Source organism: Roseovarius conchicola (genome assembly GCF_041403425.1).
In the GTDB taxonomy this organism is placed as follows: Bacteria; Pseudomonadota; Alphaproteobacteria; order Rhodobacterales; family Rhodobacteraceae; genus Roseovarius; species Roseovarius conchicola.
The window spans coordinates 419,530-437,541 of record NZ_JBGEHK010000002.1; the positions used below are offsets into that span (position 1 = coordinate 419,530).

The window sequence follows — 18,012 nt, forward strand, 5'->3', positions numbered from 1 at the left end:
AGGGGCGCATCGTTTGCGCCCCTGGCATTTCTCAAGGCAGAGCAGCAACAGAAATCTAAGGACGCAAAATGAACGCGATACGTCAAGCGCAGAACGCCTATGGTCAGGGTGCGCAACCCATCCGTACCCACCGGGGTGCCGAATACGATGCCTTCGCCCAGATCACATCAAGGCTGAAATCAAGTGCAGCGAAAGGCAAATCCGGTTTCGCCGACCTTGCCCGCGCCATCCACGACAACCGACGCCTTTGGACCGCGCTGGCGGCAGATGTCGGTAGTGATGGCAACGCCCTCCCAAAAGAGTTAAGGGCCCGGATTGTATATCTGGCAGAATTCACCCGGCTCCGCAGCGGTCAGGCGTTGACCCAGGGCGCTTCGGTAGAGCCGCTGATCGACATCAATGCTGCGATGATGCGCGGCTTGCGTGACGAGAGGGCCAAACCATGAGCGGTCTTGTTCTGAAGCTGGGTCCAAAAGAACGGGTCCTTGTGAATGGGGCCGTGATCGAAAATGGTGACCGACGTTCCCGCCTGTCGATCATGACGCCTAACGCCAACATCCTGCGTTTGCGGGATGCAATCCATCCCGATGAAATTAATACGCCCGTGCGCCGGGCCTGTTATGCGACACAGCTTGTTCTGTCGGGAGACTCCGCGCCGGAAGAGGCGCGTTATCCCCTGTTGCACCGGATCGAAGAGTTGAGCCAGGTGTTGACCGACCCGGATAGCCAGACCCATTTGGCACGTGCCACGGCGGCCCTTCTGGACGGTCAGTTTTATCAGTGCCTCAAAGCATTGCGTGCCTTGCTGCCGCGAGAGGCCCGTCTTCTGGCGCATCCGATCCAATGACTTTCCAACCCGTTGTTCCAATCTCGGGGCTGAGCGGCTGGACGTTCTTGCAAAACACCCTGCCGCGTCAGACTGAGGCGTATAACAGCTCACCGGTGCTGACCCGCGATACCGACTATTTCGCGCAGAACATTGGGTCGGTGGACAGTGCCGAGGCGCTTGTCTCTGACCGGCGGCTGCTGCGTGTGGCGTTAGGGGCGTTCGGGTTGCAGGATGATATCAACAGCAAGGCCCTGATTCAGAAAGTGCTGGAAGAAGGCACCATTGATGACAATGCATTGGCCAACCGGCTGTCAGATGACCGGTATCGGCAATTGTCTCAGGCCTTTGGATTCGGAGATTTCACCGGCATGCGGACCGGCCGGGAAGGTTTTGCCGATGAAATCAATGCCCTCTATCGGCGTCGTTCATTCGAGGCGGCCGTGGGCGAGCAGGATCAAACCATGCGGCTGGCTTTGAACGCCAAGCGCGAACTGGTCGAAATCGCGGGTCGCGATGATACGGAAAACACCAAGTGGTTCAACATCATGGGGGTGCAGCCGCTGCGGCAAGTGTTTGAGACTGTTCTGGGCCTGCCAAGCGGCTTTGGGCAACTGGATCTGGATCGGCAGCTGGACGAGTTCAAATCGCGCGCGTCCAGTCAGTTGGGCTTGTCCAGCCTCGCGGGTCTGAAAGATCCTGAGGTTCTGGATGATCTGGTCGAACGCTTTGTGTTGCGTGATCAGATATCTGCCAGCGAGTCCCTGTCCACAGGCTCGATCGCATTGAGCATCCTGCAATCTGCGCAGCCCTTAAACAGTGCTTTCTGATCAGGCGACAGACAGGCCACGCTGACTTATCAGGCTCAAACCTGCGCGACCGAAGGTCTGGCCGCGGTTTTGCCTGATGTGGTTGCACGTGTCTGGGCGGCCTTGGGCGCGGTCGCAATCGCGCCGCCCGTCGCCGTCGCCCGCCGCAGGATCAGACCCAGTTTGTCAAAACTGTTCTGAACGGATTGCGTCTCGACCTCGGCGAGATAGGCATCCAGTTCGGGCCAGACTTTCAGGGCCTGGTCCAACTGCGGATCGCTGCCTTCGGCATATAGCCCTGCTTTAACCATTGTTTCGGACCGGGCATAAGCGCCCAACAATGCCCGCGCCTGCCCGATCATCGTGTTTTCCGCCTCGGAGGCCGCCGCAGGCAGGCTGCGCGAGACCGAGCGTAGTAAATCAATCGCGGGGTATCGCCCGCGTTCAGCAATCGTACGATCCAGCACCACATGCCCATCCAGAACACCGCGCAAAATATCTGCAACTGGTTCTTCCATGTCAGATCCGGCTACCAACACGCTGAGCAACGCGGTGATATCCCCTTGACCATTCTCACCCGGGCCCGCCCGTTCGCAAAGCGACATGATCATATGTGCCGTTGAGGCCGGAAAACCGCGCAAAGCGGGCAATTCACCCGATGCGGTGGCCACTTCGCGATGCGCCTCGGCAAAGCGCGTAACCGAATCGGCCAGAAACAGGACATGTTTGCCCTGGTCGCGGAAATGCTCGGCCACGCTCATCGCGGTCCAGGCGCAGCGGCGGCGCACCAGGGGCGATTTATCTGACGTGGCCGCCACGACGATCGATCGTCGCATCCCTTTCTCGCCCAGCACATGCTCGACAAATTCACGAAGCTCTCGCCCACGCTCACCGATCAGGGCGAACACCACCACATCGGCCTGCATGTTCCGGCCCAGATGCCCCAGAAGGCTGGACTTACCCACACCTGACCCGGCAAAGAGGCCCACCCGCTGACCCCGCACAATTGGCAATAGGGTGTTAAACGCTGCCATCCCGGTCTCAAGCCGCTCGCCCAATGTGCGCCGTTGTGCAGGGGCGGGGGGATCGGCCCGTAAGGACCGTGGGCTGGGACCACGCATCAGGGGCCGCCCATCCAAGGGCTGACCAAAGGGATCGATGATCCGGCCAATCCAACTGTCATCCGGGGCAATTGTACTGGCCGAGGACAACGACGCACGATCCCCCAAAGCCACCCCTTGGGCCGCCTCATCGGGCAACATCACAACGCTGTCCTGATCCATCTGCAGAACTTCGCCCGATAACTGACCGCCGCCGCGTCGGTAAACACGAATGCGATCCCCCAGGCAGGCCTGTGCCGACAACCCGCTGATGCGCAAGGTCGCGCCCTCAACAGCGCTAACCCGTCCAACGACGCGCACAGCTTCCAAAGTTGCAATCTCTGCCTGCAACGAGGCCAGACCCGGTTTGATCATCGCACTCTCCAATCATCTTCTGAAAACAATTTCTAAAGGAATCAGGGTTAAGCCTTGGTTGAAGCAAACGCGTTTCACGAAAACCTGGGTCACAGGATCTCGTGCAACGCACCGAAACACATACGCGTTGCGCGCCGCCAGCTTTGACTGCGGGCTGCAGGTTCAACACCAAACGCATTGATCGAGGGAGAAGCCCCGATGTTTGAAAATCTGGATGTTTTCCGCATGGCCCACGCCATGTCTGTCCACGCGGCCACGAAACAGGGTCTCAGCGCCCAAAACATGGCCAATGCCGACACGCCGGGCTACGTTGCGCGCGATGTGACCCCCTTTACAGATCTGATGAAATCCGAGTCGGCCGAATTCGGGCTGAAAGCGACGCGGGCCGCTCACCTGAACGGATCGGGCCAGACTTTCGCCGGCGAAATCTTTGAACGCGACGGCGAACGTGATCCCAACGGCAACTCTGTCTCACTCGAAATCGAAATGATGCATGCAGTGAATGCCAAGCGGCAGCATGACCGCGCTCTTTCTATCTATAAAACTTCCCTTGGCGTGCTGCGCACGGCCATCGGCCGACCATAAGGAGGACGCGGTATGAGTGAATTTCAAAACGCCCTTGCGGTGACATCCAGCGGGCTAAAGGCTCAGGCACAGCGGCTGCGCCATGTGTCAGAGAACATCGCCAATGCCGACACGCCGGGCTATCGCCGCAAGACGATCCCATTTGAAGCCGAATTTGGTGGGTCGGGAACATCGGGCCTGGTTGAAACCGGACGCGTGCGGCTGGATCAAAGCGATCTGACACAGATCTATGACCCGGGCCATCCCATGGCCGATGACACCGGTCACTACCTTGGGTCCAACGTCAATCTGATCATTGAAATTGCCGACGCCCGCGAGGCGCAACGCAGTTACGAGGCGAACCTGAAGATGTTCGACCAAACCCGGCAGATGTCATCAAGCCTGAATGAATTGCTACGTAAATAAAGGAGTTCCAGAATGGAAATCAGTTCCCTTAACGCCGTACAGAAGTACGCAGCAGCCCGCCCCGCAACCGAGCCAAAGGCCGACGCGGGCGGCGCAGCCGACGCCTTTACCGGGTTGGCCAAGGATTTTGCCGCCACGCTGAAAAATGGCGAGGCCACGGCAAAGGCTGCGATGACCGGTGACGCCGATCCGCATTCACTGGTCCACGCGCTGGCGCAAACGGAACTGGCGGTCGAAACCGCCGTGACCGTGCGTGACAAGGTGGTCGAAGCCTATCAGGAAATCCTGCGGATGCCGGTGTAAGCCGATGCAGGATCAAGTGGTTTTCTTTGATACATTGCGCCAGGGGCTTTGGATTGCAGTGATGATTTCGCTTCCCATCCTCAGCATGGCGCTGTTGGCGGGCGTGACGGTGGGGCTGTTTCAGGCCCTCACTTCGATCCAGGAATTGACGCTGACCTTCGTGCCGAAACTGGCGGCGATTGTCCTCGTCTTCTGGCTGACAATGGGGTTCATGACGCAAACACTGGTCTCGTTTTTTCAAACGCGCCTGATCCCGCTGATCGTGGGGGGGTAGGTCATGGAAAACACCAGCTACACAACCCTGACACGGCAGACCGGATTGATGCGCGAGATGCAGGCGGTGGCCAATAACATCGCCAACTCGGCCACCACCGGATACCGGCAGGAAGGGTTGATCTTCGGCGAATATGTTCGGCGGACTGAAGGGGGCCCGTCGATCTCGATGGCTACCGCCAATATTCGTAACACGTCGATGATCCAGGGCGGGTTGACCCAGACGGGTGGCCAACTGGATTTCGCGATTGAAGGTGAGGGGTTCTTCAACATTGAAACGCCCGCGGGCGAGAGGCTGACCCGTGCAGGCAGTTTCGCGATGTCGGCCGAAGGCGATCTGGTCACGCTGGATGGTTTTCGCGTGCTGGATGCCGGCGGCGCACCGATTTTCATTCCGCCTGATGCCACCGATCTGGGGGTGGCTGCCGATGGTACGCTTAGCGCCGGGGGCCGTCCGATTAGTCAGCTAGGGTTGGTGATGCCGTTGGATATGACGGGTTTGATCCGCGAAGACGGTGTGATGTTTCGCGCCGATGGCGGCACTGAACCGGTGATCGAAGGCCGCGTGATGCAAGGCTTTCTGGAAAGCTCGAATGTCGACCCGGTCAGCCAGATCGCCCGGATGATTGAGGTGCAGCGCGCCTACGAGATGGGCCAAAGCTTTCTGGATGCTGAAAATGAACGTATCCGTAACGCTTTGAAAACATTTATCAAATAAATCAAAGAAGGAGCCCTTCATGCGTGCCCTGAAAATTGCAGCTACAGGAATGGCGGCCCAGCAGATGCGGGTCGAGACGATCTCGAACAACCTCGCTAATATGTCGACCACCGGGTACAACACCCGGCGCGCCGAATTTGCCGACCTGCATTATCAGCAACTGGCGCGCGCCGGCACAGTAAATGCCTCTGACGGGACGGTGTTGCCCACCGGTGTGCAGCTGGGTCTTGGCGTGCGGCCCTCCGCGATTTCGGTGCATTTGCAACAGGGCTCGCTCTCGGCCACGGGCGGCGATCTGGACGTGGCGATTGAGGGCAAAGGATATCTTGAGGTGACGCTGCCATCCGGGCAGTCGGCTTACACACGCGACGGTGCATTGAAGCGCTCGGCCGAGGGGTTGATTGTCACGTCTGACGGATTTGCCGTGGCCCCCGAAATTGTCATTCCTGACGATGCACGCAGCATTTCGATCAATGCCGATGGCGAGGTATATGCCTATTTCCAGGATACGGTTGAAGCCCAGCTTTTGGGGCAATTCACCATGGCCGGTTTCACCAATCCCAAGGGGTTGGAGGCGATCGGAAGCAATATGTTTACTGAGACCGAAGCCTCGGGTCAGCCATTGATCGGCGATCCGGGCGAGGATGGGCTGGGCACGCTACGTCAGGGGTTCCTTGAATCCAGCTCGGTTGATCCGGTGCGCGAAGTGACCGAACTGATCGAGGCACAGCGCGGGTATGAACTGAACTCCAAGGTAATCTCGGCCGCTGACCAGATGCTGGGCGCGACGACGCAGGTGCGGTGATGCGGCCTCTGATCCTCATCGCGGCGCTGTTCGCCGCTCCGGCCTCTGCAGAAACCGTGTTTGCGGCTCACACTATCCGCGCTCAGAGCATTCTGACCGCGCAGGATATCATGATCAAAGATGTGGACGTCCCCGGGGCCGCCACCAGGCCCGAACAGATCATCGGCAAGGAATCACGGGTGGCGCTTTATGCTGGCCGTCCGATCCGGCAGGGCGATGTGGGGCCGCCCGCCGTGGTGGATCGCAACCAGATCGTGCCGCTCATTTTCAAGTCCAGCGGACTGACCATCACCGCCGAAGGCCGCGCCCTGCAGCGTGCGGGCGCTGGCGAATACGTGCGGGTGATGAACCTCGCATCGCGCAACACGGTGACTGGTCTGGTACTGGCCGATGGCCGCGTGATGGTGTCGCAATGAAAGGGAAGACCATGTGGAAGACCTCGCTTTGCCTTGGCGTCGTGCTGACGATCAGCGCTTGTGGAAGGGCCGATCATATCGGCAAGCCTCCCAGCTTTACGCCAAATCTTGAATCCGACGAACGGGTTGCCATGCTTGATCCGGGTTTGCCCCTGAATGTTGAACGGCGGCGCGATGTAGACGCAGCATCGCTTTGGAGCGGCGGCAAGCAATCCTTGTTGGGGGATCGGCGAGCGATTCAACGCGGCGACATCCTGACCGTCGTAATCGAGATCGACGAGAAAGCCGAGATTTCAAATTCGACTGACCGGTCACGCAACGGGTCGGAAACCATGGGCGTGCCGCAGCTGTTCGGCCTCCCGCAACGTATCGATGGCAGCTTGCCAGATGGGGCGACAATGGCCGAGGCGGTTTCAGTCAACTCATCGGGCAGCTCGGGCGGCGATGGCTCGGTCAAACGCACCGAAAAACTCGAGCTACGGGTGGCTGCCACGATTATGCAGGTGCTGCCCAATGGTGTTCTGGAAATCTCCGGCTCGCAGGAAGTGCGGGTGAATTTCGAACTGCGTGAACTTCTGGTGACCGGCTATGTAAGACCCGAAGACATCTCGCGCAAGAACGAGATCACCTATGACAAGATCGCCTCGGCCCGGGTGTCCTACGGCGGGCGCGGGCAGATTACAGATGTGCAGCAACCGCGATATGGCCAGCAAATACTGGATGTCATTCTGCCGTTCTGAGAGGGCCTGAGATGAATAAGATTTTACCTGTTCTATTGCTTCTGGTCGGGACCGGCGCGGGAATCGGTGCCGGTATCGTGCTGAAGCCAAGCCCGGCTGACATGGCTGACGAGCATGCGCAGGTTAGTGTAGAAAATCCGCAACATGAGGATGGTCATGATGCAACGCAGGAGAAGGATGAGTCCGATATACCTGAATATGTCGAGCTGAATAATCAGTTCGTGGTGCCGGTGGTTCGCGACGATATGGTGGATTCCCTGGTCGTGATGTCCTTGGGCATCGAGGTGGACGCCGGCGGTGAAACCGACGTCTATCGCCGCGAACCCAAGCTGCGCGATGTCCTGTTACAAGTCCTGTTCGATCACGCCAATGTCGGAGGATTCCATGGCCGGTTTACGGATGGCAATACAATGGACACCCTTCGGATGGCCTTGACCGAGGCGGCCCAGTCGGTTGTCGGCAAGGCTGTCCGCGCAGTCGTTATCACCGATATCGCAAGACAAGATGTCTGAAATTCAAACCTGACTGGCACGGATCAGAGACTGTTCCTGTTCCTGCGCAGTCTGACGGCGGCCCAGAATTTTGCGATGGGCTGCTTTTTCTTGCTCTAACAAAGCTTCCGATGCCTGATGCTTGCCATAGGCTTTGCGAAGGGCTGTGAGATGACGGGCCTTTTGCACAAGACAGAGGGCCAATTGCCGGTTCAGCTCTTCGCGATTGCGGCCGACCCAACCTTGCCAGAGGATGTCCGCCCCAATTTGGCGCACTGCGTGCAACTCCTCTGCTGGCAATGACAGGGCTGCCTTTCGATGGTCTTCCAGTTGCGCAAGGGCTTGTCGCAGGCTGGTCTCCTGCTGAACAAGATCGCGCATTCGGGCTTGTTCAGCCCGGTAGAGCGCCCCGGTCAACTCGGTCAGATCTTCCAGAGTGTCGCGGCTCATCCAAAGCTCCTGGCGCGGCGACGCATGTCATCAGCAAACCTGATCGACGCCGCCACGGCGCGGTAGTGATCGGTATCGATCTCCTGGCCGATGTCGGTTGTGGCATGCAATGCGCGTGCGGTGGGCGGATCGTGTCGCACCGGCACACCATGTTCCATGGCGCATTCCCGAATGGCGAGCGCAACGTGATCCACCCCTTTGGCGATGCAGACCGGCGCCGAACCCGGCTCACGGCTCCATTTCAGGGCGACGGCATAATGGGTTGGATTGACGATCACCACATCAGCGGTGGGGACGTCACTCATCATCTGCTCTGAGGCTATCCGCGCTCCGCGTTGACGACGTTCTTGTTTGAGATGCGGATCGCCTTCCGAGCTTTTGTGTTCTTCCTGCAGTTCTCGGTACGACATGCGATGCTGGCGCATGAAATCAAACCTCTGCCAGACAAAATCAAGGCCACCGATCACCAGTGCAATCAAAAGCACCACGAACATGAACTCGATCAGCATCCGCATCATCAACGCGCCGACAAGTTGCGGGCTGCCAAACAAAGTCGCAGCCATGTCATCAAGCCGATAATTCAGGTAAAGCCCAAGACAAATTGAGTACACCACAAGCTTGACGAAATTCTTGGCAAACTCAAAAAGGCCCGAAGGTCCGAATTTCTTCTTGGCGTTCTGGATCAGGCTAAGACGGTTCAGCTTGGGCATAATTTTTTCGCCAGACACCACAAAGCTGCGTTGGGCGATCACCGATAACAGCGCCATGCCGGACGGGATCAGATACCAACCGAGAAGCGACAGAGAGACAGCGACCACCAACCCTGTCAGGGCAGACGCCCCCGATCCTTTGAAAATCACCTCTGACAGCGGATCGGCCTGATCAAGAAGCGCCATCATTGCCGTGCTGATCCCCTGGATCGACGGCACGCCCACGACGAGACCAGCCAGCAAGAAACCCCCGTATGAGGCGGCGGTGGTCAGGTCGGCCGAGCGGACAACCTCGCCTTTCTTTCGCGCCTCAAGCAATTTCTGCGGCGTTGGTTCGTGGGACTTTTCGGTATCGTCATCTTGCTTGGACATCGCCTAGCCCCCGAACGGATTGGCGATGAAACCATGCAGGGCATCGACCCAGAGCGTCAGCATTGTCGGCGCCAATAAGAGAAGTAGAAACAGCCCTCCCAGGGTGATCACCGGTGCGCCGACGAAGACCACCATCATCTGGGGCATCGCCCGATTGATGATGCCGAGGGTAAGATTGTAAAGCACCGAGACGATCACAAACGGCGCGGCCAGGGTAAAGGCCAAGGCAAAGGCACCTGCCACCTGCCGCACTCCCCAGAGCGAAACCGCGCTGGCATCGGGCATCTGGGCTGGTGGGAACAGCCCGTAGGTCAGCACCAACATTTCGGCCACGCGCACGTGCAGGCCGAGCATCATCGCCAGGGCCAGGGCCCCGACCACAAGAAGGTGGCCCATGGCCGGCAGGGGCGTCACACCCGCATTGCCCAGGATCTGCGCCAGCGATGTGGATTGCGCGGCGATTGCACCAGCGGTTTGCAGGGCCAGCAGAAACAGGCGGATGCCAATGCCGATGATTAACCCCACCAGTGTTTCACTCAGAACCAGCCATCCGATGGGGGGTGGTGTATCGACGAGGTGGCCAAGACCAGGCGCCGCTGCGGGCGCGACGATCACGGTAACGGCCAAGGCCAACACCAGTTTGATCCGAACCGGCACGGATCGCTCGCCGAGGCCCGGGAAAAGCGACATCACGGGCCCCACGCGCAGAAACACGATGAAATGCAGCCAAAGCACATCCTGCGTGAGATTCAGAAGGTCAGCGGCAGCAGTCATGCGGCGACAACGCCCACAAGCGAGGGTTTGGCCTCCAGCCCGATTTCCTCGAAGGACAAAACAGGATTGGCAATGTTGCGCGCACTCAAAACGGTGCGCAGGAACCGCCGTCGCGCGGTTGATGTGACGATGGCGGGGAAAAGCCCCTGATCTCCGGCTTTGTTGACCTCGTCTGAAACTGCCTCCGTCAGCGTATTGAAAAGTTCGGGTGGCAGGGCCACGTCCAGTCGGTTGGCGTCACTGTCGATCTGGTAGGTCGCGAACGTGTCTTCCCATTCCGGTGCCAGCTGGATCAGGGGCAGACTGCCATCGTCACGCGCCAGATTGGCCACCAATTGGAACCCAAGGCGCTGGCGAACGTGCTCGCAAATCGTTTCGGGCTGTGCCCCCTGCAGCTGGCGCGCCTCGGCCGTCGCCTCGAGGATCAAAGGCAGGTTGCGGATCGAGACCTGCTCGGCCAGCAACAGCCGCAGCACCGAGTGCAACATGTCGGGCGGCACACGATCCGGAATGATTTCATCCAACAGCTTGCGATTGGCATCACATCTGGCTGGATCGCTGAGATTGACCATTTCGTCCAGCAGCCGGCGCATGGATTTCATAGTCAGCAGCCGGCTCAGGTTTTTGCGAACAACTTCAAGAAGATGTGTCGCCATCACTTCGGCGGGAGCCACCAATGTGGCCCCATCCAATGCGGCGTCATCCTGGGCGTCGGCCGGGATCCAGCGGGCAGGTGCGCCATAGACCGGTTCTTTGACATCCTCGCCTGCAGGCAGGTCAGGATGACTGGTGGGATCTAGCGCCAACATCTGATCCGCCCGTAAGGTCGCGCGCGCTTGTTCGACACCCTGAATACGGATCGCATAAGTTCCGGGTGCGCGCGCCGGATCATCTGTCAATCTGATCTCGGGCAGGATCATCCCAAAGCGCGTCGCGATATGGGTACGCATGTTCGAAATTCGCGCGTCCAGCCCGGTGCCGGGATCCAGCATGAGGTTCACAAGGTCCGCCGAGAACTCCACGTGGATGTCGTCCAGTTCAAGGATATCGCCCAATGATTTGTCAGCAGGAACATCGGATGGATCGGGTGCAACATCGGGTGAAACGGGTGTTTTTCGCCGTTGTAGGATCATCCATGTCGCGGTTGCACCAAGGGCCAGTGCACCAATCATGAATGGCAGGAAGGGCAGTCCCGGGACCAGTGCGAACAGCCCCATCAGCACGCCCACCGTGGCTAGCGCCGATGGATGACGCCCCAGTTGCGAGCTAAGGGCAAGATCGGTTGCGCCCTGTGTGCCGCCACGTGCCAGTAAAAGTGCCGAAGCAATGGAGATAATGACAGCGGGAATTTGCGTAACAAGCCCATCACCGACCGTCAGGATGGTATAGGTTTCAAAGGCTCGCCCCAGGGGCATGTCATGTACGATCACACCCATGATCAGGCCCATGATCAGGTTCAGCATTGTGATCAGAAGACCCGCGATCGCGTCGCCTTTGACGAATTTGGATGCCCCGTCGAGAGAGCCGAAAAACGTGGTTTCCTGTTGTTCACGCTCGCGGCGTTCCTTGGCTTCCTGGTGATCGATAGCGCCGGCAGACATATCGCTGTCGATGGCCAGCTGCTTGCCCGGCATGCCATCCAGCGCAAAGCGCGCGCTGACTTCGGCCATGCGTGCGGCCCCTTTGGTAATCACCATGAAGTTCACGATGAGCAGGACACCAAAAACGACGAGGCCCAGAAACACGCTGCCGCCCATGATGAAATTTGCAAAACCTTCGATCACCTCGCCAGCGGCATCTGTACCGGTGTGACCCTGTCCAATGATCAGTTTCGTCGAGGAAACATTCAGCGAAAGTCGCAACATCAGCGAGGCCAGAAGTATTGTCGGGAAGGCCGAGAAATCCAGGGGCCGTTCGATGAACAAGGTGACGGTAAAAATCAGGATCGCGAGGGCGAAAGAAGCAGCAAGACCGACATCCAGAACCCAAGAGGGCACTGGCAATATCATCATCACGATGATCGCCATCAGCGCGACGGCCAAAAGGACCGTGGGTTGGAATACATCCGAGATGTTCAGACGCGTCATGGCTGCAATCCTCCCCGGTTTGCATCCAAAGAGATCAGAGCGGTCCCTGCATCACGGCCAATCGGATTGTGTCTGGTCTCACCCAACGGAACGAGAGAACCGCGGGATCCATGATGCGAAACCTGCCGAAGCAAAGGGTACCGGTTGACCCGGACTGGCCGAGCTTCGTGGGTTTCACGCGTCACCACCATTGTTCGTGAAGAAGGAGAGACCGGGGTGACATCCATAGTCTGACGGATCTCATCGAAGCGGGTGCGATACCGTTTGGCGAATTTCGGAGTGCGTGAATGGTAGGCACCAGCAGCCTTTGACCAGTCCTGCGTCTCATCGTGCAGTCGCATCAGAAAAGAGGCCGCGTAGCGGGCATTCTCCACCGGATCGAACATTTCATCAATCGAGCGGAACGCCTCGCCATGCCAGCGGTAATTGATCTGAAAGCAGCCAACATCAAAACTGCGGGCACCGCCTTTGAAGTGCTTGAAGACATAAGCTCTGGCGGCATCCTCGGTCTCAAACCATTTACCGACGCCCTCCATGTTAACAGTCCATGGCCATGGCTGGAGCTTACCCGCACGCGTGCGGCCGGTTTCCGTTCGGGTGATTGAGCGCAGAACAGAAACGGGCACGCCACTCTCTGATGCGGCAATCTGTGCGGCGTGATCGCAGGTGTCACCGATTGGTATGCTGGCTGATGCTATGCCGACCAAAGTTGAACTCCAGCAAGCCAAACCAAGTGTTGTACGAAAAAGAGCGCGGCTGAGAGTGAGTCTCAATCCGCGATCGAACGGTTTTCCATTTGATTTCAAGCCCGTCGGTTTCACCGTCGCGTCCACTGGTTCGCTCTCTTTCATCCACGCCTTCTGGCGTTTCGATATGAAGTTTAGGCGCTGTGTCTTTAGATTTGGTAAGCGTAAGGGGGATCAGGGGTTGGCCTTGGCACCAACTGGGACCGGGTTTGCATCAAGGATGGCCGACAAGGTTTCGCGCGCCGCTGTGCTGGCTGCAATCAGGTTGCGATTCCGGGCCAGAACTGCCTGACTTGCGTCTGCTTTGGTGTCCGTAGCGGTCTCTCTTGTGGCCATAAGATCGGCGAGTGCGGTGTAAGCGGGTTCTCCGGGAGCCGCCGCACGCTTCCAGTCACCCTGCAACCAGGCTTCCTGTCGTGCGTTTTCTGGGGTGGGGGATGATGCGAAGAGATAGTACGCCGCAGCGTGATCGCCTGCAGCGCTTAATGCCCGCGCGCGCAGCCCGTTGACATCTGCCCCTTCCAGATCAAGCAGTTCGACAATGGCCTGGCGCGGCCTGTTCAGTTTCAAAGCCAGCTCTGCGCGTAGCAACCGCCGTTCGCGGAATGCCGAGCTGCTGCGCGGAGGGTCTTGCGCAATCAACTCGGTTGTCGACCCGGGGAAACCAAGTTGAATGAGACGACCGGCAGCCTTGTTAACGGCAAACGGATCAAGCTGGGGCGCCGCGCCAAATCGCTGTGCAAGCATATGGTGAAGAAATGTCACGTCGCTGGCATTGTCTGCCAAAAGCCGCATCATATCCGAGTGCAGAGCTGGTATCTGATCGGGCCTGAGGGCCCGACCTCGATCCACCAACGTTTCAAACGCCATGTCGAATGATCCCGCAGATGCCAGCGCCCGGATATGGGCGGCTGATAATTCGGCGCCAATCGGGTCGTTTTGCTTCTCAAATGCGTATGCCCCGGCCAGCTGTGCCTCTTCAAAAGAGACGCGCTGACCACGGGCCACGCGGTCATTGATCATGTTGGCCAACGCTTCTGCCGATGGTTCTGCATTGCTTTTTACAACGTCTTCCAATCGGATGTCGGCCTGTCGGGTTTGGCCAGACGCAGCATCCGCCTGCGCTTTGGCCAACTCGGCTTGCGGTGTTGATGCCGTGTCGGGGCGGTCTAGGATGCGTAACAGCTTTTTGGCGACATCCGCCTGACCGGCATTTAAAAATCGCCGCGACAATATGGGGCCATAATGCCTGCGCAGATGTTGTGGCAGGGCATTGAATTCACGCAGGATCGCATCGGTATCGATTGGCAGATCGCTTGGAATTGCCTCATAGGACAGGGCCGACCAAAGCGCCGCGGGTGACGTACAATCCATTTGATTGGCCAGGTAGCCGGCGCCTTCTGCATGGCCATGCTCAGCAATCTCGGCCAATTGCAGAGTTACCAAAGCATCCACGTTTGTTGATGGAAGCAGGGCGAGAGTTGCGCGTGCCTCGGCACCAAAACCGAAGAAAAGGTAAAGGCGTGCAAGCTTTAACGCGCTGTCGTGGTTTATCTCATCAAACTCGCCAGTCAGTCTCTGGTGCAACGCCGAGATCTGGTGCCCAAACGGAGCGTCATTCCCCCAGGACGCGGCATCTATTTGATCCAGAGGCAAACACCCATTGGTTCCACCAGCTGTGGCATTTGCGAGATCAAAGTCCAGAAAATCGCGATCGATGCTGCTTTCGGCCTTCAGGTTGATCTGTGGGAGGCCCGGATTGTCGGGTTCTTCGTCGGCCAGCTTGGGTGGTTTTTCGGCGGGCTCTAAAGTACTCGGCCCGGCAAGTGCCTCAGGCAGGGACACTCGCGGTTCAACAAGGCCTTGTGATGCGGCGCGGGCAAGCTGCTGCAAAAGCCGGTCACGCGCATCATTCAAAGTTGCGGGCTTCTCGAGTGCTGTGATCGGGTCGGCAGGCTGGGTTGGTGTTTCAACACGTGGCCCTGACATTCCATCCGAGGTCGGCTTGACCGCTTGAAAAGGTGAGCGGATTTGCGGAACTATGTCTGTCTCGGATGTTGCGGATATGGACTTTGTCTTGAAAATATCAGCGCGTGCTGGCCGCTGTTTCACGTCAAGGACCAACAAAGACGCTCCGTGCCAAAACCCGGTAACTTTACATTCGCAGCCAAAGCTGAGTTGAAGTGTTTTCCTGGTGTTGTCCCAAGTTGCATCCAAGACCCTGTCGCGCGGGATTCGATCAAAGACAACGCTTGTATCGACCTGCAGATTTGCAGCATCAAACTGAACCTCGGCGCTGTTTTCCCCTGGTTCAATCGCCCAGTCCAGTCGTGATGGCATCTCAATAGTCAACCGCGAGAACGTGTCATGTTCCCCCGAGCGAAGCTGCACAACCTGGGCAGCAGCGGGAAGGGCTGCGACCAAGCTTATCAGCAAAATCAGGGCGCGCCCGATCATGCCGCATCCTGTTTGACTGATTTCAATGCGTCTTCCAGGTCATTGAAGCTGGGTCGATTATGGGCTGGCGTGTTCTGACGCCCTACTTCGATGCAGATGTTGGTGGCATGATTGTGCAGGTTCGCCACCAGCACTTCTCGGATGAGCTGATAGAAATGGCTGTCTTCCTCGACCGCCGTCTTCACTTTGCCCGAGAACGGGCCGACAAGGCCGTAGGACAGGAATACTCCCAGGAAAGTTCCGACCAAGGCACCGCCAATCATTTTCCCGAGGATTTCAGGAGGTTGATCAATCGAAGCCATCGTCTTGATCACCCCAAGAACGGCGGCCACGATGCCCAGTGCCGGCAAGCCGTCAGCCATCGCCTGCAAGGCATGGCTGGAATGCAGGGCATGGTGCAGATTGGCTTCCATCCGCTTTTCCAGAACCTCTTCGACTTGATGAGGGTCGTCATAATTCATCGATGCCGATCGCAAAGTGTCACTGATCAAAGAGACGGCTTCGCCGTCCGCAAGGATCCGGGGGTACTTGGCGAAAATCGACGATTCATCCGGAGCCTCAATATGCTCTTCGATCGCAACCGGGTTGGTACGGGCCAGACGGATCAGCTCGAACAGCAGACACAGCAGGTCACGGTAGTCGTCGGGTTTCCACTTCGGGCCTTTGAAAACCTTGCCCACGTCTTTCAACGTGTGTTTGACCGCCGACATGTCATTCGCGATCAGAAAAGCCCCTACGGCCGCGCCGCCAATGATCATCATTTCAAAGGGAAGCGCCTTGAAGATAATACCCAGCTTGCCCCCGGCGGCCAGATAACCACCAAAGACCATCACAAAGATTATCAGAATGCCAAGTATCCCGATCATTGTATTCTCCGCCCGGATGTTCGGGGCCACATTGCCATCTGCAGGTTAAGAAACCGTGCGTTTCGGCCTTATTCTTTGGGAACTTCCGCATTACGCCCGGCCAGAACCACACTAAAGGAATGTGCGGCCGCGGGTGTCAGGCCAGCCATGATCGCTGCGGCCGCATCCGGGCGCATCCGGCCCAGGAAACCGGCTGCAAACTCGGGATCCATTTCCTCGAAAAGCGCGGCGGCCTGTTTGGGTTTCATGGTTTCATAGACCTTGGTCAACCGGGCCAGATCACCCTCTGCTGCGGTATCTGCAAGGGCGATTGTTTCGCGCAGGTCGTTCTCGGCCTGGGTAAGGGCGGCCAGCTTTCGCTCAATCTCTTCGTCGGCGACACGCAACGCCTGAAGCCGGTTGCGAATGGCGTTCTCCTGTTCGGCGATTCTCGCTTCTCTCTTCTGGAACGCGGCCAGCATCGGCTCCAGATCTTCTGGTGCCGAACACGCAGCTTGCATCGGTACAGGATCAAGCTCGCTCACCATCATTTCCTCGGGCGCAAGAGCAAGCGCCTGACCGGCACTTTCGCCCATGCGCAGAGCGGCTGAACTGATCAGGAGCGCGGCGACCATCACCAACGCCCCCTTCCCGGGGCTGCGTCGACCACCTTTCAACTTGGAACGTCTGAAGATCATTCTGCGACCTCCCTGTGGCGTTTGAAGACCGGACCGGTTGGCGGGGCTTCGGGTTGCGGTACCGGGGAAGCGGCCTGAGGTTCAGGTGCTGGGGGCGGGGCAGGCTGTGGTTCGCGCGCCATGTCCGGCAGGTCATGCATCGAGGCCACCAGCAGTTCCAGCCGCTTGGCGACACCTTCGGCCCTGTTCGTCAATCCTTCCAGAGATGAGGTTGAGGCCCCGGCGATATTCTTGGCCGCCTCAAGCGTTTTGGTCAGATCATCAACCTGCGCTGACAGTACGGCCACCGCCCCGCCGACACCGTTTTCCAGATCGTTAAACCGGCTGAGTCGCCGTGCAAGAATGTAGCAATAGAAACCGGCCCCCAAAGCGCCGGCAACCAGCAGAATATCAGCAATCAGTTCCATATTTCGCGTCCTCAGTTCAGTACAAATTCCATGATCAGAAGGTCATTCACGCGCCCGCCACCGGTGACAATCTGCACCCGGCGCAGCATTTGGGCCCGCAGGCGCGCCAGCGAACTGGTGTTGGCCAGATCTTCAACTTCAAGCGCACGCAGGTAGTTGTTCAAGACGTCGACAACCCGCGGCATCAGCTGTTCCACCTCACCTTGATAGCCGTTCTGAACTTCAAGCTGCGCACGGAACCGCAGATGGCCGCTGTCCCCGCTGAGAGAAATGATAATTGGCTCAACCGGCACAAAGGCGATATCGGGCATGGCAGTGATGTGCGCCATTTCCTTTTCGTCGCCATGCCCGGTGTCGGCATGCGAATCGCCTCCCAACAGCAAGCCGGATTGCACCGCGTAAAATCCAGCCCCACCGCCAACGAGTGCCAGAGCAAGCCCTATGATCAATGGCAGTTTCGAGGGCCGCTTTGGCGCCTCTTCGTCTGTTTCCGTATCTTTCGCCATGTCGATATCCATGCGTTCGTTTCGATCACTATAGACCGGCAGGAACTAACCGATTGTTAAGCCTGATCAGCGAAAGATGACCTCACCGCACGGCAGAACGTCGTGGATGAGGAG

Annotated in this window: 23 protein-coding genes; 12 read left to right on the forward strand and 11 right to left on the reverse strand. The window is 58.2% G+C overall.

Translation table 11 applies throughout. The features are described 5' to 3' along the window. The first annotated feature begins 68 nt into the window (after window positions 1-68). From flaF to V6N02_RS07930, 3 genes are read left to right on the forward strand one after another with little or no spacing between them, the layout of a single operon-like run. The gene (flaF, locus tag V6N02_RS07920; RefSeq protein WP_371224987.1) at window positions 69-446 is read left to right on the forward strand and encodes a flagellar biosynthesis regulator FlaF; all 378 of its coding nucleotides are present in this window, start codon (window positions 69-71) and stop codon (window positions 444-446) included. Next, complete coding sequence (gene flbT / locus V6N02_RS07925) at window positions 443-847, forward strand: flagellar biosynthesis repressor FlbT (protein ID WP_371224988.1); 405 nt, start codon at window positions 443-445, stop codon at window positions 845-847. The genes flaF and flbT overlap by 4 nt, the downstream gene beginning before the upstream one ends. Then, window positions 844-1,656 carry a DUF1217 domain-containing protein gene (locus V6N02_RS07930; protein ID WP_371224989.1) on the forward strand — a complete coding sequence of 271 codons (813 nt, stop codon included), beginning with the start codon at window positions 844-846 and terminating at the stop codon, window positions 1,654-1,656. The genes flbT and V6N02_RS07930 overlap by 4 nt, the downstream gene beginning before the upstream one ends. 35 nt (window positions 1,657-1,691) lie before the next feature. Here the strand turns inward: V6N02_RS07930 and V6N02_RS07935 are convergent, their stop codons facing one another. Beyond that, window positions 1,692-3,110 carry a FliI/YscN family ATPase gene (locus V6N02_RS07935; protein ID WP_371224990.1) on the reverse strand — a complete coding sequence of 473 codons (1,419 nt, stop codon included), beginning with the start codon at window positions 3,108-3,110 and terminating at the stop codon, window positions 1,692-1,694. A gap of 198 nt (window positions 3,111-3,308) precedes the next feature. Here V6N02_RS07935 and V6N02_RS07940 point away from each other — a divergent pair, with 198 nt between their 5' ends. From V6N02_RS07940 to V6N02_RS07980, 9 genes are read left to right on the forward strand one after another with little or no spacing between them, the layout of a single operon-like run. Next, window positions 3,309-3,695, forward strand: coding sequence for a FlgB family protein (locus V6N02_RS07940; RefSeq protein WP_371224991.1), 387 nt, complete (start codon window positions 3,309-3,311; stop codon window positions 3,693-3,695). A gap of 12 nt (window positions 3,696-3,707) precedes the next feature. After that, entirely contained in the window at window positions 3,708-4,100 is a 393-nt protein-coding gene (flgC, locus tag V6N02_RS07945; RefSeq protein ID WP_371224992.1) for a flagellar basal body rod protein FlgC, read from the forward strand. A 12-nt stretch (window positions 4,101-4,112) separates the two neighbouring features. After that, on the forward strand, window positions 4,113-4,403 hold the full coding sequence (gene fliE, locus V6N02_RS07950) for a flagellar hook-basal body complex protein FliE (RefSeq protein ID WP_371224993.1): 291 nt from the start codon (window positions 4,113-4,115) through the stop codon (window positions 4,401-4,403). A gap of 4 nt (window positions 4,404-4,407) precedes the next feature. Further along, window positions 4,408-4,677 (forward strand): flagellar biosynthetic protein FliQ, encoded by a 270-nt coding sequence (locus V6N02_RS07955; RefSeq protein WP_371224994.1) that lies wholly within the window; start codon window positions 4,408-4,410, stop codon window positions 4,675-4,677. A 3-nt stretch (window positions 4,678-4,680) separates the two neighbouring features. Further along, window positions 4,681-5,394 (forward strand): flagellar hook-basal body complex protein, encoded by a 714-nt coding sequence (locus V6N02_RS07960; protein ID WP_371224995.1) that lies wholly within the window; start codon window positions 4,681-4,683, stop codon window positions 5,392-5,394. Between the two features lie 19 nt (window positions 5,395-5,413). Then, window positions 5,414-6,199: a flagellar basal-body rod protein FlgG gene (gene flgG, locus V6N02_RS07965; RefSeq protein WP_371224996.1), complete on the forward strand. Its 786-nt coding sequence runs from the start codon at window positions 5,414-5,416 to the stop codon at window positions 6,197-6,199. Further along, window positions 6,199-6,615, forward strand: coding sequence for a flagellar basal body P-ring formation chaperone FlgA (gene flgA / locus V6N02_RS07970; RefSeq protein ID WP_371224997.1), 417 nt, complete (start codon window positions 6,199-6,201; stop codon window positions 6,613-6,615). The genes flgG and flgA overlap by 1 nt, the downstream gene beginning before the upstream one ends. Continuing rightward, window positions 6,612-7,355: a flagellar basal body L-ring protein FlgH gene (gene flgH / locus V6N02_RS07975; RefSeq protein ID WP_371224998.1), complete on the forward strand. Its 744-nt coding sequence runs from the start codon at window positions 6,612-6,614 to the stop codon at window positions 7,353-7,355. The genes flgA and flgH overlap by 4 nt, the downstream gene beginning before the upstream one ends. Before the next feature lie 11 nt (window positions 7,356-7,366). After that, window positions 7,367-7,867 (forward strand): flagellar basal body-associated FliL family protein, encoded by a 501-nt coding sequence (locus V6N02_RS07980; protein WP_371224999.1) that lies wholly within the window; start codon window positions 7,367-7,369, stop codon window positions 7,865-7,867. A 3-nt stretch (window positions 7,868-7,870) separates the two neighbouring features. On the opposite strand, the gene V6N02_RS07985 is transcribed toward V6N02_RS07980, so the two are convergent. The 10 genes from V6N02_RS07985 to V6N02_RS08030 form a co-directional block, all read right to left on the reverse strand. Further along, window positions 7,871-8,296, reverse strand: coding sequence for a hypothetical protein (locus V6N02_RS07985; protein WP_371225000.1), 426 nt, complete (start codon window positions 8,294-8,296; stop codon window positions 7,871-7,873). Next, complete coding sequence (locus tag V6N02_RS07990) at window positions 8,293-9,378, reverse strand: EscU/YscU/HrcU family type III secretion system export apparatus switch protein (protein ID WP_371225001.1); 1,086 nt, start codon at window positions 9,376-9,378, stop codon at window positions 8,293-8,295. Before V6N02_RS07990 ends, V6N02_RS07985 begins: the two co-directional genes overlap by 4 nt. Window positions 9,379-9,381: 3 nt before the next feature. Continuing rightward, window positions 9,382-10,152: a flagellar biosynthetic protein FliR gene (locus V6N02_RS07995; RefSeq protein ID WP_371225002.1), complete on the reverse strand. Its 771-nt coding sequence runs from the start codon at window positions 10,150-10,152 to the stop codon at window positions 9,382-9,384. Further along, window positions 10,149-12,239 (reverse strand): flagellar biosynthesis protein FlhA, encoded by a 2,091-nt coding sequence (gene flhA / locus V6N02_RS08000; protein ID WP_371225003.1) that lies wholly within the window; start codon window positions 12,237-12,239, stop codon window positions 10,149-10,151. Before flhA ends, V6N02_RS07995 begins: the two co-directional genes overlap by 4 nt. Continuing rightward, entirely contained in the window at window positions 12,236-13,090 is an 855-nt protein-coding gene (locus tag V6N02_RS08005) for a transglycosylase SLT domain-containing protein (protein WP_371225004.1), read from the reverse strand. Before V6N02_RS08005 ends, flhA begins: the two co-directional genes overlap by 4 nt. A 69-nt stretch (window positions 13,091-13,159) precedes the next feature. Then, window positions 13,160-14,974, reverse strand: a complete 1,815-nt coding sequence (locus V6N02_RS08010) for a hypothetical protein (protein ID WP_371225005.1) — start codon at window positions 14,972-14,974, stop codon at window positions 13,160-13,162. A 464-nt stretch (window positions 14,975-15,438) separates the two neighbouring features. Next, window positions 15,439-16,308, reverse strand: coding sequence for a flagellar motor stator protein MotA (gene motA, locus V6N02_RS08015; RefSeq protein WP_371225006.1), 870 nt, complete (start codon window positions 16,306-16,308; stop codon window positions 15,439-15,441). 68 nt (window positions 16,309-16,376) lie between these two features. Further along, entirely contained in the window at window positions 16,377-16,985 is a 609-nt protein-coding gene (locus V6N02_RS08020; protein ID WP_371225007.1) for a MotE family protein, read from the reverse strand. Continuing rightward, window positions 16,982-17,392: a hypothetical protein gene (locus tag V6N02_RS08025; RefSeq protein WP_371225008.1), complete on the reverse strand. Its 411-nt coding sequence runs from the start codon at window positions 17,390-17,392 to the stop codon at window positions 16,982-16,984. Before V6N02_RS08025 ends, V6N02_RS08020 begins: the two co-directional genes overlap by 4 nt. An 11-nt stretch (window positions 17,393-17,403) precedes the next feature. After that, window positions 17,404-17,910, reverse strand: a complete 507-nt coding sequence (locus tag V6N02_RS08030) for a flagellar basal body-associated FliL family protein (protein ID WP_371225009.1) — start codon at window positions 17,908-17,910, stop codon at window positions 17,404-17,406. Between the last annotated feature and the right edge of the window lie 102 nt (window positions 17,911-18,012).

Coding starts and splice junctions, on each gene's coding strand:
- V6N02_RS07960 (WP_371224995.1), top strand. CDS start 4,681: ATGGAAAACACCAGCTACACAACCCTGACACGGCAGACCGGATTGATG.
- V6N02_RS08020 (WP_371225007.1), bottom strand. CDS start 16,985: ATGATCTTCAGACGTTCCAAGTTGAAAGGTGGTCGACGCAGCCCCGGG.
- fliE (WP_371224993.1), top strand. CDS start 4,113: ATGGAAATCAGTTCCCTTAACGCCGTACAGAAGTACGCAGCAGCCCGC.
- V6N02_RS08025 (WP_371225008.1), bottom strand. CDS start 17,392: ATGGAACTGATTGCTGATATTCTGCTGGTTGCCGGCGCTTTGGGGGCC.
- V6N02_RS07930 (WP_371224989.1), top strand. CDS start 844: ATGACTTTCCAACCCGTTGTTCCAATCTCGGGGCTGAGCGGCTGGACG.
- flaF (WP_371224987.1), top strand. CDS start 69: ATGAACGCGATACGTCAAGCGCAGAACGCCTATGGTCAGGGTGCGCAA.
- V6N02_RS08010 (WP_371225005.1), bottom strand. CDS start 14,974: ATGTCAGGGCCACGTGTTGAAACACCAACCCAGCCTGCCGACCCGATC.
- flgG (WP_371224996.1), top strand. CDS start 5,414: ATGCGTGCCCTGAAAATTGCAGCTACAGGAATGGCGGCCCAGCAGATG.
- flgC (WP_371224992.1), top strand. CDS start 3,708: ATGAGTGAATTTCAAAACGCCCTTGCGGTGACATCCAGCGGGCTAAAG.
- motA (WP_371225006.1), bottom strand. CDS start 16,308: ATGATCGGGATACTTGGCATTCTGATAATCTTTGTGATGGTCTTTGGT.
- V6N02_RS07995 (WP_371225002.1), bottom strand. CDS start 10,152: ATGACTGCTGCCGCTGACCTTCTGAATCTCACGCAGGATGTGCTTTGG.
- flbT (WP_371224988.1), top strand. CDS start 443: ATGAGCGGTCTTGTTCTGAAGCTGGGTCCAAAAGAACGGGTCCTTGTG.
- V6N02_RS07985 (WP_371225000.1), bottom strand. CDS start 8,296: ATGAGCCGCGACACTCTGGAAGATCTGACCGAGTTGACCGGGGCGCTC.
- flgA (WP_371224997.1), top strand. CDS start 6,199: ATGCGGCCTCTGATCCTCATCGCGGCGCTGTTCGCCGCTCCGGCCTCT.
- V6N02_RS07935 (WP_371224990.1), bottom strand. CDS start 3,110: ATGATCAAACCGGGTCTGGCCTCGTTGCAGGCAGAGATTGCAACTTTG.
- flhA (WP_371225003.1), bottom strand. CDS start 12,239: ATGACGCGTCTGAACATCTCGGATGTATTCCAACCCACGGTCCTTTTG.
- V6N02_RS08005 (WP_371225004.1), bottom strand. CDS start 13,090: ATGAAAGAGAGCGAACCAGTGGACGCGACGGTGAAACCGACGGGCTTG.
- flgH (WP_371224998.1), top strand. CDS start 6,612: ATGAAAGGGAAGACCATGTGGAAGACCTCGCTTTGCCTTGGCGTCGTG.
- V6N02_RS07990 (WP_371225001.1), bottom strand. CDS start 9,378: ATGTCCAAGCAAGATGACGATACCGAAAAGTCCCACGAACCAACGCCG.
- V6N02_RS08030 (WP_371225009.1), bottom strand. CDS start 17,910: ATGGATATCGACATGGCGAAAGATACGGAAACAGACGAAGAGGCGCCA.
- V6N02_RS07980 (WP_371224999.1), top strand. CDS start 7,367: ATGAATAAGATTTTACCTGTTCTATTGCTTCTGGTCGGGACCGGCGCG.
- V6N02_RS07955 (WP_371224994.1), top strand. CDS start 4,408: ATGCAGGATCAAGTGGTTTTCTTTGATACATTGCGCCAGGGGCTTTGG.
- V6N02_RS07940 (WP_371224991.1), top strand. CDS start 3,309: ATGTTTGAAAATCTGGATGTTTTCCGCATGGCCCACGCCATGTCTGTC.